1 protein-coding gene is annotated in these 20,103 nt (G+C 76.1%); it reads right to left on the reverse strand.

Going from position 1 to position 20,103, the window contains the following annotated elements; genetic code table 11:
* Positions 1 to 71: 71 nt before the first annotated feature.
* On the reverse strand, positions 72 to 20,093 hold the full coding sequence (locus tag K2224_RS19220; protein ID WP_221907741.1) for a non-ribosomal peptide synthase/polyketide synthase: 20,022 nt from the start codon (positions 20,091 to 20,093) through the stop codon (positions 72 to 74).
* Between the last annotated feature and the right edge of the window lie 10 nt (positions 20,094 to 20,103).

Below are 20,103 nucleotides of genomic sequence, written 5' to 3' on the forward strand. Positions count from 1 at the left end.
GTCCAGGGTGCCGCGGCGGGCCGGGGCGCGGGGGCCTTTTCCGTAGGCCGTGCCCACGCCGGTCGCGCCGCTCACAGGCTGTCCCGGGCGTGTCGGGCGATCCGTCCGAGGGCCAGCGCGAAGTCCTCGGCGACCGCCCGTACGGTGGCCTCCGCGTGGACGTCGGGGCGGTAGTGCCAGGTGAAGGCGAGCCGGCCGTCCTGCACGGCGCCGACCGCCTCCAGCAGGTGGGAGCCGCCGTCCCGGGGGTCGTGGTCCCGGCCGAAGGAGCCGTGCTCGGCGCGGACGAGCGCGCCACCGGTGCCGTCGGGCCGAGCGTCCCACTGGCCCAGGTAGTTGAAGACCAGCTGGCCGCGGCCGGTGCGCGCCAGGCGCTCGCGGATCTCCGTGGGGCCGTGGGTGCGCAGCGCGCCGAAGCCCAGGCCGTTGCCGGGCACCGCGCGAAGCTGCCGCCGGACCGACTTGACCAGCGCCCGCCAGTCCCGGTCCGGTCCGAGGTCCTCCGGGTCGAAGACCCGCAGGCCCACCGGGTGGACGGTGGTGAACCAGCCGACCGTGCGGGAGAGGTCCACCCCGTCCAGGAGGTCCTCGCGGCCGTGGCCTTCGAGGTCCACGCAGACCCGTTCGTTCCCGGTCCAGCGGGCCAGGGCGAGCGCCAGGGCCGCGAGCAGGACGTCGTTGATGCGGGTGCGGTACGCGAGCGGGGCGGAGCGGAGCAGCGCCGTCGTGTCCCGCTCGTCCAGCGTCACGGTGACCGTGCGGGACGACTCGCCGGGGGTGCCGGGGTCGTGGTCCACGGGCAGCGGGGCGGGGGACACGGCCTCCTCCCAGTACGGCAGTTCGTGGTCCAGGCCGCCCTCGGCGACGTGCGCGGCCAGGCCACGGGCCCAGTCCCGGAAGGCGGTGGTGCGGTCGCCGAGGTCGGTCGGAGCTCCCGCGACGGCCTGCCCGTAGGCGGTCTCCAGGTCGTCCTGGAGGATGCGCCAGGACACCGCGTCGACGACGAGGTGATGGGCCACCAGCAGCAGGTGGGCGGGCCGGTCCGGGCCGCCGGTGAACAGCGCCGCCCGGAACAGCGGCCCGCGGCCGAGGTCGAAGCCGGTGTGCAGCGCGTCGGCCGCCCGGTCCATGGCGGCGTCGGCCTCCTCCGGCGACAGTCCGCTCAGATCGTGCCGGACGAGGAGGTCGTCCGGCGGGGACGGCGGCGGGTTGTGCTGGTGCCAGCGGCCGTCCTCCTCGGTGAACCGCATCCGCAGCGCGTCGTGGTGCTCCAGCAGCGCGGCCAGCGCCGTGCGCAGCGCCGACGGGTCGGGGGTGCCGGCCAGTTCGAGCAGCGCCGACTGGTTGAAGTGGTGGCGGGCCGCGCGGGGAGTGGCGAAGAACCACTCCTGGATGGGGGTGAGCGGCAGCTCCCCGGTCACCGGGCCGTTGTCGGGGCGGGTCGGGCCGGTGGTCACGACGGCGGCCAGCGCGGCCACCGTCTGATGGGTGAACAGGTCCTTGGTCGCCAGGTGGAGCCCGTCCCGGCGCAGCCGCGAGACCACCTGCATGGTCAGGATGGAATCGCCGCCGAGGTCGAAGAAGTTGTCGTCGGCCCCGACGGTGTCGAGCCCGAGGACGTCGGCCCAGATCCGCGCGATCCGGCGTTCGGTCTCGGTGCGCGGTGCGATGTGCGGGGCGGCGGAGACGGCTGCCCCTCCGGGGTCCGGCAGGGCGCGCCGATCGGTCTTGCCGTTCGGGGTGAGCGGCAGCGCCGCCAGCGGCACGAACAGTGCGGGCACCATGTGCGGCGGCAGCAACCGGGCCAGGTGGTCGCGGAGTTCGGGGACCGGCAGCGGCTCCGGGGTACCGGGAGCCGGGACGACGTAGGCGACCAGCCGTCCGGTGCCGGTCGGGCGCGGTTCGTCGCGGCCGACGGCGCGGACCACGACCACCGCGTCGCGCACCAGCGGGCTGCGGCGCAGCGCGCTCTCGATCTCGCCTGGCTCGATGCGGAAGCCGCGCACCTTGACCTGGTCGTCGACGCGGCCGGCGAACCGCAGTTGGCCGTCGGTGTCCCAGCGCACCAGGTCTCCGGTGCGGTACATGCGGGAGCCGGGCTGGCCGTACGGGTCGGCCAGGAAGCGGCTCGCGGTCAGCCCCGGGCGGCCTAGGTAGCCGCGGGCCAATCCGGGCCCGGCCACGTACAGTTCACCGGTCACGCCGACCGGTACGGGGCGCAGTGCGCCGTCCAGCACCTGGACCCGGGTGCCGGCGGCGGGGCGGCCGATGGGCGGCGGGCCGGCCGCCGGGGCGAGCGGGCCGGTCCAGGTGGCCACCACGGTGGCCTCGGTCGGGCCGTAGGAGTTGATCACGCGGCGGCCGGGGGCCCAGTGCGTCACGAGGTCCGCCGGGCACGCCTCGGCGCCGACGATCAGGGTGCGCAGGCAGGGCAGGGCGGCGGCCGTCTCGGGCGGCACGGTGGCCAGTGCCGCGGGCGGGATCAGGGCGTGGGTGATCCGCCGCTCGGCGAGGACCTGGGCGAGCCGTTCGCCGAGCAGCGGGCCCTCCTCGCCGGCGACCAGGGTGGCCCCGGAGAGCAGCGAGACGCACAGTTCCAGGACGGCGGCGTCGAAGCTGGGCGAGGCGAACTGCAGGACCCGGTCGCCCGGGCGCACCTCGTACCGGGCGGTGGCGGCCGCGGCGAAACCGGCGAGCCCGGTGTGCGGGACCACCACGGCCTTGGGGGTGCCGGTCGAGCCCGAGGTGTAGATGACGTAGGCGGGATGGTCGGTGGTGAGCGGGGCGCGGCGGTCGGCGTCGGTGGGCGCGGTGTCGGGGCCGTCCGGGCGCCAGACGGCGGCGGGGTCGTCGAGGACCAGGTGGGCCCCGGAGTCGCGCAGCATGAAGGCGCGGCGGTCGGCCGGGTAGGCCGGGTCGACGGGCAGGAAGGCGCCGCCGGCCTTGGCCACCGCCAACTGGGCCACGACGGTCTCCGCCGAGCGGGGCAGCGCCACCGCCACCACCCGCTCGGGGCCGACGCCGCGGCCGATCAGATGGTGCGCCAGCCGGTTGGCGGCGTACTCCAGCTCCGCGTAGGTCAGTGCGCGGGTGCCGGTGGTGAGGGCCACCGCCCGTGGTGTGCGGGCCGCGCGGCGCCGGAACAGTTCGCCGAGGGTGGCCGGGGGCACCGGGCGGTCCGTGCCGCGGCCGTCGGCCAGCAGCCGCCGCAGTTCCTCGCGGGGGGCCAACGGCAGTGCCCCGAGGGGCCGTTGGGGGGCGTCGGCGAGGGCGGTCAGCAGTGTGGTGAGCTGGTCCGTGATCCGCTCGGCGGTGGTGGGGTCGAACAGGTCGGTGTTGTAGGTGAGCAGTCCGTGCAGGGCGCCGGAGTCGTGCTCGGCGAACTCCAGGGTGAGATCGAAGCCGGCGTGGTGGGTGTCCGGTTCGATGTCGTCGACCTGGAGGCCCGGCAGGTCCAGCGCGGCCCCGGGGGCGTTCTGCAGGACGACCATGGCCTGGAAGAGCGGGGTCCGGCTGGTGTCCCGGGCGGGTTGGACCTCGTCCACCACCCGCTCGAACGGCACGTCCTGGTGGGCGAAGGCGGTCAGCACCGTCTCCCGCACCCGCGCGAGGAACTCGGGGAACGGCAGGTCCGGGTCGACGGTCGAGCGGAGCACGAGGGTGTTGACGAAGAATCCGATCAGACGCTGGGTCTCGGCGCGGTCGCGGCCGGAGGTGACGGTTCCGACGGCGATGTCGCGCTGGCCGGAGAGCCGGGCGAAGAAGGTCTGCACCGCGGCGACCAGGGTGGTGAACAGGGTGGTTCGCCGGGCCCGGCCGAAGTCCGCCAGGCGGCGCGCGGTCTGCGGCGGCAGGACGAGCCGGGCCGTGGCGCCGTTCCTGGTCCGCACGGCGGGGCGCGGCCGGTCGGTGGGCAGTTGCAGGGGCTCCAGGCCGGCCAGGTGGTCCCGCCAGTACCGCAGTTGCTCCTCGGCCGCGGCGTCCGGCGCGGTCCGCTGCCAGTGTGCGATGTCGGCGTACTGGACGGGCAGCGGCGGGAGTTCGGCGGTGGGGGCGCCGAGCGCGGCCCGGTAGTAGTGGGCCAGGTCGCCGGTGAGCACGGCGGTCGACCAGCCGTCGGTGATGATGTGGTGCAGGGTCAGGGTCAGGACGTGGTCGTCGTCGGCCAGCCGGATCAGCCCGGCCCGCAACAGAGGGCCGCGGCGCAGGTCGAAGGGTCGGGTGCGCTCCTGGGTGAGCAGTCGCGCCAGCCGGTCCCGGCGCGCCGCGGCGGGCAGCGTCGACAGGTCGCGCAGCGGCAGCGGCACGTCGTGGGGCGGGTGGATGATCTGGACGCCCCGGCCCTCCACGGTGTCGAAGGTGGTGCGCAGCGACTCGTGGCGGGCGGCGAGCTTCGTCAGGGCGGTGCCGAGCGCGGCGGTGTCGAGGCGGCCGCGCAGGCGGAGGGCGAGCGGGGTGAGGTACTCGGTGCCGCCGGGCTCGAACGCGTCGAGGAACCAAAGGCGTTGCTGGGCGTAGGAGAGCGGCGGCGGGGTGTCCCGGGGGACGGGGGTGGGCGCGGTCCGGCCGGCGGTGTCCGGGCGGGCGAGCAGTGCGGTGAGCGCTTCGGGGGTGGGGTGGGTGAAGACCGCCCGCGGGGTCAACTCGGTGCCGAAGACCTCCGCGAGGCGGGAGGCGAGCCGGATGCTGAGGATCGAGTCGCCGCCCAGGGCGAAGAAGTCGTCCCGCATGCCGATCCGTTCGGTGCCGAGCACCTCGGCCCAGACCTCGGCCGTGCGGCGTTCGGCCTCGGTGCGCGGGGCGACCGGCTCCGGCCGGCCCGGTCCGTCCTCGGGCACGGGCAGGGCGGCCCGGTCCACCTTGCCGTTGGGGCTGAGCGGCAGGGCCGCCAGCGGCACGAACGCGGTGGGCACCAGGTAGTCGGGGAGGGTGGCGCGGGCGTGGGCGCGCAGCTCCTCCAGGTCGAGGCCGTCGCGCACCACCACGTAGGCGACCAGGTGCCGGGCGCCGGAGCGGGCCGCCTGCGCCACCACCGCGACGTCCGCGACGCCGGGGTGGGCCGCGAGCGCGCCCGCCACCTCGCCGGGCTCGACCCGGAAGCCCCGGATCTTGACCTGGTCGTCGGTGCGGCCGAGGAACTCCACCGTGCCGTCGAGCCGCCGGCGGGCCAGGTCGCCGGTGCGGTACATCCGGCCGCCGGGCGGACCGAAGGGGTCCGCGACGAACCGGTCCGCGGTGGCGGCGGGGCGGCCGAGGTAGCCGCGGGCCACGCCCTCGCCGGCCAGGAAGAGTTCGCCCGCGGTGCCCGGCGGCACCGGCCGCATCCGGCTGTCGAGGACGTGGACGCGCATGTCGTCCAGCGGCCGGCCGATCGGGACGGCGGCGGGGACGGCCGCGGGGTCGGTGAGGGCGAAGGACGTCGCGAAGGTGGTGGTCTCGGTGGGGCCGTAGCCGTCGACCACGGTCAGGCCGGGGCAGGCGGTCAGCACCCGGCGGACGGCGGCGGACGGGACCACGTCGCCGCCGGTCCACACCTGGTGCAGCCCGGCGAAGCACTCCGGCGCGTCCTGGGCCAGCAGCCGGAACAGGCCGGCCGTCAGCCACAGCGCGGTGACCGCTCCCCCGGCCGTCAGCCGCCGCAGCGACGCCGCGTCCACCGTGCCCGTCGGGGCCACCACGACCCGGCCGCCGTTGAGCAGTGGCACCCACACCTCGAAGGTGGCGGCGTCGAAGGCGACCGGCGAGTGCAGCAGGACCCGGTCGAAGGCGGGGCCGGTGAAGCGGCTGTCGGTGGCGAGGGCCGCCACGTCGCGGTGGCGCACCCCCACCGCCTTCGGTGTGCCGGTCGAGCCGGAGGTGAACATCACGTAGGCCAGCCGGTCGGGGTCCGCGGGCGGCAGCGGCGGCGCGGCGGCCGGGTCGGCGGTCCGGGCGGCCAGGACTTCGCCGGCGGTCAGGTGGGCGGTCACCCGGGCCTGGTCGAGCAGCAGTCGGCGGCGGTCCTCGGGGGCACGGCCGTCCACCGGTACGTAGGCGCCACCCGCCTTCAGCACGGCGAGCTGGGCCGCCACGAGGGCGGCCGAGCGGTCCAGGTGGAGCGCCACGCGGTCCTCGGGGCACAGCCCACCGGCCCGCAGGAGGCCGGCCAGCCGGCCGGACCAGTCATCGAGCTGACGGTAGGTCAGCTCCGTGTCCGCTTCGGTGACCGCGACCGCTTCCGGGGTGCGCCGGGCCTGCTCGGCGAAGAGGTCGACCGGCGAACCGCCCGCGGCGGGGCGGGCCGTGGTGTTCCAGCCGCGCAGCACCTCCCGGTCGGCGGCGGTGAGCAGGGTGAGGTCGTCGAGGGTGCGGGCGGTGCCGTCGGCGAGCGCGGTCAGCAGGGTTTCGAGTCGCTGCGCGGCCCGCTCGACCGTGGTGCGGTCGAAGAGCGCCGGGTCGTACGCGAGGTCGAAGCCGAGGCGGTCGGCGAGGTAGGCGCGCAGGCACAGCGGGAAGTTGGTGGCGTCCTCGGCTTGGACGTCCAGGATGCGGATGCCGGCGCCGTTGGTGGCGGCCTCGTCGAAGGGGTAGTTCTCGAACACCACCATGCTGTCGAAGAGCGGCTCGCCGGGTCGGAGCGGGGCGAGTGCCTGGATGCGGGCGAGCGAGACGAAGTCGAAGCGGCGGGCGTCGCTCTGCTGCTCCTGGAGTTCGCGCAGCCAGGGCAGCACGCCGCCGGCGCGGTCGGTCCGGGCGCGCGTCGGCACGGTGTTGATGAACATGCCGATCATCGACTCCACGCCGGGCAGTTCCGCCGGGCGGCCGGAGACCGTGGTGCCGAAGACCACGTCCGGGCGACCGCTGTAGCGGGCCAGCAGCAGCGCCCAGGCGCCCTGCACCACCGTGTTGACGGTCAGCCCGCCGTTCCGGGCCTTCGCGCGCAGCCGGGCGGAGACCTCGTCGTCCAGCTCCAGGTGGACCAGGGTGGTGGAGCGGGCGCGGTGCGCCTCGACGGGGGGCCGGTCGTACGGGAGCGGGGTGCGGGCGGTGAACCCGGCGAGGGTGGCGGCCCAGTGCTGCTCGGCGGCCGCCCGGTCCTGTCCGTCCAGCCACTCCAGGAAGTCCCGGAACGGCCTGCGCGCCGGCGGGCGGCCGGCCCGGCCCGACACGTCCGCCGCGTACTGCGCGCAGACGTCGGCGAAGAGGGCGCCGGTGCTCCAGCCGTCGAGCATCACATGGTGCGAGGTCCACACCAGGACGATCTCGTCTCCGGGGAGCGCGGCCACCGCGAGGCGGCTGAGCGGCGCGGTGGTCACGTCCGAGCCGGCCGCCCGGTCCTCGGCGAGCAGCCGCTCCAGCGCCCCGTCGCGCTCGGCGGGGGCCAGGGTGCGCCAGTCGTGGTGCACGACGGGCAGGACGGCCTGCCGGTGGACGACCTGCACGGGGTGCGGCAGGCCGCGCCAGTGGACACTGCTGCGCAGGGCCGGGGTGCGGTCGGCGACGGTCTGCCAGGCCGCGGCGAACGCCCGCGGGTCGGCGACCCCGGCGATCCGGAGCACGATCCGGTCGAGGTAGGCACCGTCCTCGCCGACCAGCCCGTGGAAGACCATGCCGGCCTGGAGCGGGGTGAGCGGGAGGACGTCCTCGACGTCCCGTCCGTCGCCGGCGACCAGGTCCAACCGGCGCTGGTCGAGCCGGGCGAGCGGGAAGTCGGAGGGCGTGCGGCCGCCGGTGCCCGGGCGGGCGCAGTGCGCGACGATCTCGATCAGGGCGGCGCGGGTGTCCTCGGCGAGGCGGCGCACGGTGGCCTCGTCGTAGAGCTCGGGCGGGTAGGTCCAGCCGAGTTCGAGCCGGCCGTCCTGGACGGCGCCAGTGACCTCCAGAGGGTGGCCGCGGGGCTCGTCGGGGTCGGTGTCCTGCCCGGCCGGGGGCAGGGTGGAGCCGTAGGGGCCGGGCGCGGCCGAACCGTCGCCCGCGGCGGGGCTCCACTGCCCGTGGTAGTTGAAGCCGATGCCCGGCGTGGGCGCCGCGGCCAGCGAGCTGTCGGGGGCCAGGTGGCGCAGCGCGCCGTAGCTGAGTCCGCGCAGCGGGACGGCGCGCAGCTGCTCCTTGACGGAGCGCAGGGTGGCGTGCCAGTCGGCGTCCGGGGCGACGGTCAGGGCGAGCGGGAACTCGGCGGTGAACCAGCCGACGGTGCGGGAGAGGTCCAGGTCGTCGAAGAGGTCCTCGCGGCCGTGGCCCTCCACGCCGACGAGCACGGTGTCGCGGCCGGCCCAGCGGGTCAGGGTGCGGCCCAGGGCGCTGAGCAGGACGTCGTTGACCTGGGTGCGGTAGACGTCGGGGACCTGCCGGAGCAGGGCGTCGGTGGTGTCCCGGTCCAGGCGGACGGTCACCGTGGCGGCGGTGGCCGCGGTCGCGGGCGGTGTGGTGGCGGGGCGGTCCGTGGGGAGGTCGGCGGGGACTTCGGCGGTCCGGGTCCAGTACGCCAGGTCGCCGTCGAAGCCGCCGGCGCGGGTGTGCTGTTCCAGGCGGGCCGCCCAGCGGTCGGGGCCGGCGCTCGCCGGGGGCAGGGCGGCCGGATGGCCGGCGGCGGCCGTTCGGCAGGCGGTCGCCAGGTCCTCCAGCAGGATCCGCCAGGACACCCCGTCGACGACCAGGTGGTGTGCGGTGAGCAGGAGTTGCGCGGGACGGTGGTCGCCGAGGTCGAAGTACAGGGCCCGCACGACCCGGCCCTCGGTGGGGTCCATGGAGGTCTGGGCCGCGGTGGCGGCGCGCTGGACGGCCTCCTCGGCCCGCGGGTCGTCCAGGCCCGTCAGGTCGTGGCGGGCGAAGACCTCGCCGGGGGCGGCGGGCAGCGCCTCCTGGTGCCAGGTGCCGCCGGTGCGGAGGAACCGGGTGCGCAGCGCGGGGTGGTGGGCGACGAGCGCGTCCACCGCGCGCCGCAGCGTCTCCTCGCCGGTGCCGCCGGTCAGCGCGAAGCGGTGGGTCATGGTGAAGCGGAGGGCGTCCCCGGGGCGCCGCCGGTCGAGGTACCAGTGCTGGATGGGGGTGAGCGGCGCCGGTCCGGCCACGGCCGGCGCTTCGGCGGCGGGCGAGGGGTCCACCGGGGCGGTGCGCAGGGCGAGTTCGGCGACGGTCTGGTGGCGGAAGACGTCCTTGGAGGTGAGGGCGTATCCGGCGCGGCGGGCCCGGGAGACGATCTGGATGCTGAGGATCGAGTCGCCGCCCAGGGCGAAGAAGTTGTCGTCGACGCCGACCCGGGGCAGGCCCAGCACCTCCGCCCAGATGGCGGCGAGCTTCCGCTCGGTCCCGTTGCGCGGGGCCACGTGGCGGGCGCCGCCGTCGGGCCGGTCGGGGGGCGCGGGCAGGGCGCGCCGGTCGGTCTTGCCGCTGGTGGTGCGGGGTATCCGCGCCAGGGGGACGAAGACGGTGGGGACGAGGTGGTCGGGCAGGGTACGGCGCAGGTGGACGCGGAGTTCCTCGGCGGGCGGCGCCGTGGGTGCGGTGGGCACCAGGTAGGCCACCAGCCGGGCCCGGCCGTCGTCGTCGCGGGCCACCACCACGGCGTCCCCGATGGCGGGGTGGCCGAGCAGCGCGGCCTCGACCTCGCCGGGCTCGATGCGGAAGCCGCGGACCTTGACCTGGTCGTCGGTGCGGCCCAGGAACTCCAGCTGCCCCGCCGCGTTCCAGCGGGCGCGGTCGCCGGTGCGGTACATCCGGGTGCCGGGCGGGCCGAACGGGTCCGCGAGGTAGCGCCCGGCCGTCAGTCCGGGCCGTCCGAGATAGCCGCGGGCGACCTGGGCGCCGGCGAGGTGGAGTTCGCCCGGCACGCCCGCCGGGACCGGCCGCAGCGCGCCGTCCAGCACATAGGCGCGCACGTTGCGGCCCGGCCGGCCGAGGACCGGCCGCTCGCGGTGGTCGGTGAAGCGGCCGTAGACCGCGTCCACGGTGCACTCGGTGGGGCCGTAGACGTTGTAGGCGGTGACGCCCCGGGCCGCGCGCAGCTCCTGCCACAGCGGGGTGCCGACGGCCTCGCCGCCCACCATGACGATCCCGGGGCGGTGGTGGTCGCCGTCGAGCAGCCCGGCGGCCAGCAGCTCGTGCAGGAAGGACGGTGTCACGTTGACGGCGTCCAGGCGGTGCTCGACGATCCGGCGGACGAAGGCGGCCGGGTCCAGGCGTTCGTCCTCGTCGACGAGGTGGACCTGCTGGCCCAGGGCCAGCAGCACCGGCCCCTCCCACGAGGTGTCGAAGGAGAAGGCGGCGCTCAGCGCGAAGCGCAGCGGTTCCCTGCCGGTGGTGTGCGGGGCGACCAGGCCGGCCCGGTGGTCGTGGCAGAGGTTGACCAGCTGGCGGTGTTCGACCGCGACGCCCTTGGGACGGCCGGTGGAACCGGAGGTGTAGGTGAGGTAGGCGGTGTGGGCGGGGTCCAGCGGGGCGGTGCGGTCGGCGTCGGTGGGGTTGTGGGCCGGCCGGTGGCCGAGCGGAGCGGTGCGCAGCGCGTCGGCCGTCAGCACGGTGTGCGGTACGGCGTCGGCGTGCAGGAACGCGAGGCGGGCGGCGGGCAGTTCCGGGTCGAGGGCCAGCAGGGTGCCGCCCGCCTTGAGGACGGCGAGGAGCGCCACCGGCATGTCGGAGGTGCGCGGCAGTTGGACGGCGACCACCCGCTCGGGGCCGACGCCGAGGGCGATGAGGTGGTGGGCCAGCCGGTTGGCGCGCTCGTTCAGCGTGCTGAAGTCGAGGGTGGCGTCCCGGGCGATCAGAGCCGTGGCGTGGGGGGTGCGGGCCACCTGCTCCTCGAAGAGTTCCACGAAGGTGGTGTCCGGTACGGGCAGGGAGGCGCCCTGCCACTCCTGGAGGAGCCGGCGCCGCTCCGCGTCGGAGAGCAGCGGCAGGGCGCCCACCGGGCGCCCGGGGTCCTCCGCGACCGCGGTCAGCAGGCGGCGCAGCCGCTCGGCGGCGGCTTCGACGGTGGCCGTGTCGAACAGGTCGGTGTTGTACTCGACGAAGCAGGTCAGCCCGCCGTCGCGGGCCACGAAGTCGAAGGCGAGGTCGAACGCGGCGTGCCGGCCGGGCGGTTGGAGGGTCCGCACGTCGAGGCCGGGCAGGTGCGGGGCCTCGGCGCCCAGGTTGTGCAGGGCGACCATGACCTGGAACAGCGGGGTGCGGCTGGTGTCCCGCTCCGGCTGGAGCACGTCGACGAGCCGCTCGAAGGGCACGTCCTGGTGGGCGAAGGCGTCCAGCACGGTGGTGCGCACCTCGGACAGCAGCGCACTGAACGGCAGGCCGTCGGGCACCCGGCTGCGCAGTACCAGGGTGTGCGCGAACATCCCGACCAGATGCTCCAGTTGGGGGTGGTCGCGGCCGGCGGCGACGGTGCCGACCGCGATGTCCTCCTGGCCGGCCCAGCGCGCGAGGAGCACCTTGCAGGTCGCCAGCAGCGTCATGTAGAGGGTGGCGTCGGCGCGGTGGCCGACCGCGCGCAGCCGTTCGGTGAGCGGGGCGGGCAGGGTGAACTCCAGCAGCGCGCCGTTGGTGGTGCGCACGGCGGGGCGCGGCCGGTCGGTGGGCAGCTCCAACGGGGCCAGGTCGGCCAACTTGGCGGTCCAGTAGCCGAGCTGGGCGCGCTCGGTCTCGTCGGCCCGGGCCCGCTGCCAGGCGGCGTGGTCGGCGTACTGGACGGGGAGCGGGGGCAGGTCGGGGCGGCGGCCGTCCAGGGCCGCGGCGTACAGCTCGCCGAGGTCGCGGCCGAGCACGGCGGTGGACCAGCCGTCGGTGACGATGTGGTGCATGGCCAGGGTGAGGACGTGCTCGTCGTCGGCGAGCCGGATCAGGCGGGTCCGCAGCAGCGGCCCCTCGCCCAGGTCGAACGGGGTGGCGCCCTCGCGGGCCAGCACGGCGTCGAGGGCGGCCTCGCGGTCCGCCTGCGGGGTGTCCGACAGGTCGTGCAGCGGCAGTGCGACCGGTCGGGGGTCGTGGACGGTCTGGTGGGCCCGGCCGTCCCGCTCGGTGAAGGTGGTGCGCAGCGGTTCGTGCCGGGCCACCAGGGCGTCCAGGGCGGTGTGCAGGGCGGGTTCGTCGAGCGGTCCGCGCAGGCGCAGCACGAAGAAGGTCAGGTAGGCGGTGCCGCCCGGTTCGAAGCTGTCCAGGAACCACAGGCGCTGCTGGGCGAAGGAGAGCGGCAGGTCGGCGGTGCGGTCGGCCGCCGGGATCGGCTCGTGGCCGGCCGGGCGGTGGGTGGCCGGGCCGGGCAGGGCGGCGGCCAGGGCTTCGAGGGTGGGGTGGGCGAACAGCAGCCGGGGGGAGACGTCGGTGCCGAGTGCGGCGCGGAGCCGGGAGGCGACGCGCAGCGCGAGGATCGAGTCGCCGCCCAGGGCGAAGAAGCCGTCCTCGGCGCCGATGGCCGGCTCGGCGTCGTCGGCGCCGAGGACGTCGGCCCAGACGCGGGCGACGAGCCGTTCGGCGGCGGTGCGCGGTGCGGTGCGGTCCGCGCCGGCGGCGGCGAACCCGTCGCGGCCGGGGGCGGGCAGCGCCCGGTGGTCGAGTTTGCCGTTGGGGGTCAGCGGCAGCGCGTCCAGGGTGACGTAGGCGGCGGGCACCATGTGGGCGGGCAGGGTCCGGGCCAGATGGGCGCGGAGGGCGGCCGGGGCGGGCGCGGGGCGCCGGGCGGCGGGTACGACATGAGCGACCAGGCGCCGCACCTCGTCGGCGTCCGCGCGGACCGTGACCACGGCCTGGGCGAGGTCCGGGTGGGCGGTCAGTGCGGCCTCGATCTCGCCGGGTTCGATCCGGAACCCGCGGATCTTGACCTGCTGGTCGGCGCGGCCCAGGTATTCCAGGGTGCCGTCGGCCCGCCACCGGGCCCGGTCGCCGGTGCGGTACATCCGGGTGCCGGGCGGGCCGAACGGGTCCGCGACGAACCGGGCGGCGGTCAGGCCGGGCCGGTTCAGATAGCCGCGGGCCAGCCCCTCCCCCGCCACGTACAGCTCACCGGCGGCACCGGGCGGCACCGGGGCGAGGCCACCGTCCAGCACCCGTACGCGCAGGTCGGACAGGCCGCGGCCGATGGCGCTGCCGGTGGCCTCGGCCGCGGTGGCCCGGTCCAGCGGGGCGTACGTGACGTGCACGGTGGTCTCGGTGATCCCGTACATGTTGACCAGGACGGGTGCGGTGTCCGGGTGCCGGGTGTACCAGTCGGCGAGCCGGGACGAGTCCAGCGCCTCGCCGCCGAAGACGATCCGGCGCAGCGCCAACCGCGCGCCCACGTCCGGGTGTTCGGCGTCGGCGCGCATCAGGGGTTGGAAGGCCGAGGGCGTCTGGCTGAGCACGGTGACCCGTTCGTCCGCCAGCAGGCGCAGGAAGTCCTCGGGGGAACGCGCGACGTCGTGCGGGACGACGACGAGCCGGCCGCCGTGCAGCAGCGCGCCCCAGATCTCCCAGACGGAGAAGTCGAAGGCGTAGGAGTGGAACAGCGTCCAGACGTCGTGGGCGCCGAAGGCGAAGTGGCCGCGGGTGCGGGTGAACAGCCGCACCACGTTGGCGTGCGGTACGACGACGCCCTTGGGCCGGCCGGTGGAGCCGGAGGTGTAGATGACGTAGGCGGGGTGCTCCGGCAGCGGGCGGCGGGCCGGGGCCGGGCCGGTGGTGGGGCGCCGGTCCAGGTCGGCGCGGACCGCGGGGTCGTCGAGGAGCAGCCGGGGGCAGGCGCTGCCGGTGAGGCGCCCGGCGACGGCGGTGGTGGTCACCAACAGGGCCGGTGCCGCGTCGGCGAGGAGGCCGGCGATCCGGTCGGCGGGAAGCTCGGGGTCCAGGGGCAGGTAGGCGGCACCGGTCCTGAGCACCGCGACGAGCGCCACGATCATCTCTGCGGAGCGCGGCAGGGCGAGCGCCACGAGGCTCTCGGGGCCGGCACCGCTCCCGGCGAGCCGGTGGGCCAACCGGCCTGCCCGGGCGTCGAGTTCGGCGTAGCTCAGGGCGCTGCCCTCGAAGGTCACGGCGGTGGCGTCGGGTGTCCGGGCCACCTGGTCCTCGAAGAGGTCCACCAGGGTCGCCGCGGGCCGGCCGCGGTCCGTGCCGTTCCAGTCCTCCAGGATGCGCCGGCGTTCCTCGGCGGTGGTCCAGGGCAGGTCGCGCAGCGGCCGGTCCGGGTCGTCGGCGAGGCCGGTGAGGAGCAGGCACAGCCGGTCGGCGAGGGCGTCGGCGGTGGTGGGGTCGAAGCGGTCCGGGTCGTAGGCGAGGTCGAAGCCGAGGCGGTCGGTGTGGTGGGCGCGCAGCACCAGGGGGTAGTTGGTGGCGTCCCGCGAGGCGACGTCGAGGATGCGGACGCCGGCGCCGGCGGTCCGGGCGTCGTCGAACGGGTAGTTCTCGAAGGCCACCATGGACTCGAACAGCGCGCTGCCCGCCGGGACGTCGCTGAGCCCGGTGAGCCGCGCCAGGGAGACGGACTCGAAGCGCCGGGACTCGGCCTGGCCGTCCTGGAGCTCCCGCAGCCAGGCGGTGGCCGGGCGGCGCTCGTCCACCCGGACGCGGGTGGGCAGGGTGTTGATGAACATCCCCACCATGGACTCGGCGCCGGGCAGGTCGTCGGGGCGGCCGGAGACCGTGGTGCCGAACACCACGTCCCGCTCCCCGCTGTAGCGGGATATCAGCAGCGCCCAGGCGCCCTGGACAACGGTGTTGAGGGTCAGGCCGCGGCGCCGGGCGGCGTGCGCCAGGCGGCGGGACCGCTCGGGGTCCAGGCCGCCGCTGCGCACCGCGGCGGAACGGGCGCGGTGCGCCTCCCGGGCCGGGCGGTCGCAGGGAAGCGGGGTGGGGGTGGCGAAGCCGGCGAGGACGGTGCGCCAGTGCTCCTCGGCTGCGCGGTCGTCCCGGGCGGCGAGCCGGCGTACGTAGTCACCGAACGGGCGGCGCACGGGCGGGGCCGTGGTGCGGCCGGCGACGAGGGCGGCGTACTCCTCGCACACGTCGGTCAGGACCTGGGCCAGGCTCCAGCCGTCCAGGATCAGATGGTGCGAGGTCCACAGCAGGCGCAGCCGGCCGGCGGGCAGCCGGATCAGGGTGAGCCGCATCAAGGGCGCGGTGGTGAGGTCCAGGCCCCGCGCCAGGTCCTCGGCCCGTACGCGGGCGAGTTCGGCCGTGCGCCGTTCCTCGTCCAGGTCGCGCCAGTCGAGATGGGCGGTGGGCACCGTCACCCGTCGGTGGACGAGCTGCAGCGGTATCGGCACCCCTTCCCAGACGACCGAGGTGCGCAGCGCCGGGGTCCGGTCGGTGACGTGCTGCCAGGCGCGGGCGAACTCCTCGGGGTCGGCGACGCCGTCCAGCAGCAGGCCGGCCTGGTCGAGGTAGACGTCGTCGGCGCCGCCCATCAGGCGGTGGAAGAGCATGCCTTCCTGGAGCGGGGTGAGCGGGAGGATGTCCTCGACCGTGCGCCCGTCACCGGCCAGTTGGTCCACCCCTGCCTGGTCGAGCCGGGTCAGCGGGAAGTCGGAGGGGGTGCGGCCGCCCGCTTCGGGGCGGGCGCAGTGCGCGGCGAGGGCGGCCAGCGCGCGCACGGTGCCGTCCGCCAGCTCGCGGACCGTGTGCTCGCGGTGGATCCGGTCGCTGTAGTGCCAGGTGAACTCCAGCACGCCGTCGGCCACCACGGCCGAGATGTCCAGCAGGTGGTCGAGGGGTTCACCGGGGGCGATGTCGCGGCCGGGAGTCTCGCCGGCGGGCGCGAAGTCCCGGCCGGGGGTGCTCTCCCACTGGCCGTGGTACGTGAAGCAGACCTGGGGCAGCGGGAGTTCGGCGAGGGTGCGGGCGGCCGGGTGGGGCGAGCCGAGGCGGGCCGTCGCCTCGTAGCCGAGGCCGCGGTGCGGGACGGCCCGCAGGCGCTCCTTCACCGCCTTGAGGGTGGCGCCCCAGTCGGGTTCCTCCGGTGTCCCGGCCGGGACGAGGGTGACGGGGTACTGGGTGGTGAACCAGCCGACGGTACGGGACAGTTCGAGGCTCTCGGCTCCGGCCGGGTCCTCGCGGCCGTGGCCTTCCAGCGCCACCGTGACGCGGTCGGCGCCGGCCCAGTCGGCGAGCACCCGGCCCACCGCGCTGAGCAGGACGTCGTTCATCTGGGTGCGGTACACCCCGGGCACCCGGCGCAGCAGCGCCTCGGTGGTGTCGCGGTCCAGGCGGGCGCGGACGGTGCGGACCGAGCCGGCGAGCGCGGTGCCCGGGGTGTCCACCGGCAGTGGGGTGCGGGGCGCGGCGCACTCGGCCGTCCAGTGGGCCAGGTCGCCGTCGAGTCCGCCGTCCCGGACGTATCGGGACAGGTGTGCGGCCCAGGTGGTGAACGGTGTGGTGGTGGGCTGTAGTTGGACCGGTTCGCCGGCGGCGGCCTGGCGGTAGGCGGTCTCCAGGTCGGCGAGGAGTATCCGCCAGGAGACGCTGTCGACGGCCAGGTGGTGGGCGGCGAGGAAGAGTTGCGGGCGGCCGCCGGGTGCCGCGGGGAACAGGGCGGCGCGCAGCAGGGTACCGGCTGCGGGGTCGAGGGCGGCGCGGGCGGCGTCGGCGGCGGCGGTGCGCGCGGCGTCCCGGGCGGTGCCGGCGGCGCCCGGCAGGTCGGGGTGGGCCAGCAGGCCGGGCGGGACGGCGGCGCCGGGTTCCTGGCGCCAGGTGTCGCCGGTGCGGACGAACCGGGTGCGCAGCGCCGGATGGTGGGCGGCCACCGCGTGCAGGGCGCGCTCCAGGGCGTCGGGATCGAGGTCGTGCGGCAGGTCGAGCAGGACCGACATGCTGAAGTGCCGCAGCGGCCCGTGGGCGGCGAAGAACCACTCCTGGATGGGGGTGAGCGGGGCCGGTCCGGCGGCGTCGGCCGGGCGGGGCGTGGCGGCCGGGGCGCTGTGCACGCATGCGGCGGCGAGTTCGGCGACGGTCTGGTGCCGGAAGACGTCCCGGGAGGTGAGCCGGAGTCCGGCGGCACGGGCTTGGGAGACCGCCTGGATGCTGAGGATCGAGTCGCCGCCGAGTTCGAAGAAGTTGTCGGTGACACCCACCCGCGCGATCCCCAGTACCTCGGACCAGATGCCGGCCAGGGTCCGTTCGGCCTCGGTGCGCGGGGCCACGAACTCTCGCTCGTCGCGGTCGGCTTCGAGGTCGGGGGCGGGCAGGGCGCGGCGGTCCAGTTTGCCGCTGGTGGTGAGCGGCAGCACGGCCAGCACGACGAAGGCGGCGGGGATCATGTGGTCAGGCAGGGTGCGCCGCAGGGCCGCGCGCAGAGCCGCGGCGGCGGGCCGGGCGGCGCCGGCGGCGGGCACCAGGTAGGCGGCGAGCCGGGCGTGGCCATGGGCGTCGGGGACGGCGGCGACGGCCGCCTCGGCGACGTCCGGCAGGGCGGTGAGCGCCGCCTCGACCTCGCCCGGTTCGATGCGGTGGCCGCGGATCTTGACCTGGTCGTCGGCGCGGCCGAGGTAGTCGAGGCGGCCGTCGGCCGTCCGGCGGGCCAGGTCGCCGGTGCGGTACATCCGGCTGCCGGGCGGCCCGAACGGGTCGGCGACGAACCGGGCGGCGGTCAGGCCGGGGCGGTGGTGGTAGCCGCGGGCGACCTGGTCGCCGGCGAGGTACAGCTCGCCTCCGACGCCGGGCGGCACCGGCTGGAGCCGGCCGTCCAGGACGTGGGCGCGCACGTTCGGCAGCGGCCGGCCCACCAGGGGCCGCCCGGTGCCGTCGATGCGGCAGGACAGCGCGTCGACGGTGCACTCGGTGGGCCCGTAGAAGTTGTAGGCGGCGACGTCGGGCAGTGCGGCGAGTTCCCGCCACAGGTCCGGGCGGACCGCCTCGCCGCCGAGCATCAGCACCCGGGGGTGGTGCCGGGGGTCGGTGAGCAGTCCGGCGGGCAGCAGTTGGCGCAGGTGGGAAGGGGTGAGGTCGAGGAAGTCGACGCGGTGCTCGACTACGTACTCGACCAGGGCCGCCGGATCGAGCCGGGTCGCCTCGTCGACGAGATGCAGCCGGTGGCCGTCGGCCATCAGCAGCACGCCCTCCAGCGCGGTGTCGAAGGAGAACGACGCGGTCAGCGCGACCCGCAGCGGGCCGCCGCCGGCGTCGGCGACGAATCCGTGCCGGTGGCCGGCGAGCAGGTTCATCAGGGAGCGGTGTGCGACGGCCACTCCCTTGGGGCGGCCGGTGGAGCCGGAGGTGTACAGGACGTAGGCGGTGTGGTCGGGGAGCAGTGGTGCGCGGCGGTCGGCGTCGGTGGGGTCGTCGGTGCGGTCAGGGCCGGGCAGGTCGCGCACGGCGGCCTCGTCGAGGACCAGCAGCGGGCGGGCGTCGTCGAGCAGGAACCGCTGCCGCTCGTCGGGGAGTTCGGGGTCGACGGGCAGGTGGGCGGCGCCGCTCTTGAGGACCGCGAGGAGCGCCACGATCAGGTCGGCGGTGCGCGGCAGCCGCACGGCCACGAGCCGTTCGGGCCCGGCGCCGCGCGCGATGAGGCGGTGGGCGAGCCGGTTGGCGCGGGCGTTGAGCGTGGCGAAGTCCAGCACGGTGTCGCCGGCCACCAGCGCGGTGGCATGCGGAGTGCGGGCTGCCCGTGCCTCGAAGACGGCGGGGTAGGTGGTGGGCGCGACCGGCAGTGCGGTGGCGTTCCACTCGGTGGTCAGCCGCCGCCGTTCCCGTTCGGACAGCAGCGGCAGTTCGCCCAGCGGCCGGTCGGGTTCGGCGGCCACCCCGCCGAGCAGGACGACGAGTTGGTCGGCCATCCGCGCGGCGGTCGGGGCGTCGAAGAGGTCGGTGCGGTACTCCAGCAGTCCGCTCAGCCCGTCGCCGTCGGGGACGAACTCGAAGCTCAGGTCGAAGGCGGCGGCGCGGCGGGGCACCGGGACGGTCCCGGCGGTCAGCCCGCGCGGGGCGGGGGCCGCGGGCGGGGCCGGGTGGAGCAGGACCATGACGTCGAAGAGCGGGTTGCGGCCCGCTTCCCGGGCGGCCCCGGCGGCCTCCACGACCCGTTCGAAGGGGAGGTCGTCGTGGGCGAAGGCGTCGAGGACGGCGGTGGCGGAGGTGTCCAGCTGTTCGCGGTAGGAGCGGGTGGCGTCGACCGGGGCGCGCAGCACGACGGTGTTGACGAAGAGACCGACGGCGCGCTCCAGTTCGGTGCGTCCGCGGCCGGGGGTCAGGGAGCCGACGGCGATGTCGTCCTGTCCCGACCAGCGGGCGAACAGCGCCTGGCAGGCTGCGATCAGCGCGGTGAACAGGGTGGTGTGCTGCTCGGTCGCCACCTCCCGCAGCCGGGCGGCGGTGGCGGCCGGGACCCGGAAGGTGTGGATCGCGCCGGCGCCGGACTCCTCGCCGCCGCGCGGGCGGTCGAGCGGCAGCTCCCACGGCACCAGTCCGTCCAACTGCTTGGCCCAGTAGGAGAGCTGCTCCTCCAGCAGGGCTCCGGAGAGCCGTTCGCGCTGCCAGACGGCGAAGTCCGGGTAGGGGGTGGCGGCCGGGGCGGGGTCGGGCGCCTCCCCGTGGGCGAGGGCGTCGTAGTGGGCGCAGACCTCCTCCAGCACTATGCCCATGGACCAGCCGTCGGTGACGATGTGGTGGGCGGTGAGCAGCAGGACGTGCTCCTCCGCGGCCGGGCGGATCAGCAGGGCACGCAGGAGCGGGCCGGTACGCAGGTCGAACGGGCGGGAGTACTCGGCGAGCAGCAGCCCGTCCAGGGTCCCGTCCCGGTCGCCCGCGCCGGACGCAGCTGGTTGACGCCCCGTCATGTCGTGTAACGGCAGCGGGACGGGGGCGGCCGGGTGGACCACCTGGTGCGGCCGGCCGCCGTCCTCGTCGAAGGTGGTGCGCAGCGCCTCGTGGCGCGCCACCACGGCGTCGAGGGCCCCGGACAGCGCGGTGCGGTCCAGGGGGCCGGCCAGCCGCAGGGCGACGGCGCTGTTGTAGCGGGCGTCACCGGGCCGGAGCCGGTCGAGGAACCAGAGCCGCTGCTGGGCGAAGGAGAGCGGCAGGGGGCGGGACCGGTCCGCGGCCGGGATGCCCGGCCGGGCCGTGGCGGCCGGCGGGGCCTGTCCGGCCAGCCGGCGGCGCAGTGCCTCCCGCAGCTCCGGCGGCAGGGCCGCGGCACGGTCCTTCTTCGCGTCCGAGGACGTCATGTCGTCGTTC

The organism is Streptomyces sp. BHT-5-2 (genome assembly GCF_019774615.1).
Lineage (GTDB): Bacteria > Actinomycetota > Actinomycetes > Streptomycetales > Streptomycetaceae > Streptomyces.

What these genes read in the sequence shown, in the direction of transcription:
- K2224_RS19220 (WP_221907741.1), bottom strand. Translation starts at nt 20,093, where the DNA reads ATGACGTCCTCGGACGCGAAGAAGGACCGTGCCGCGGCCCTGCCGCCG.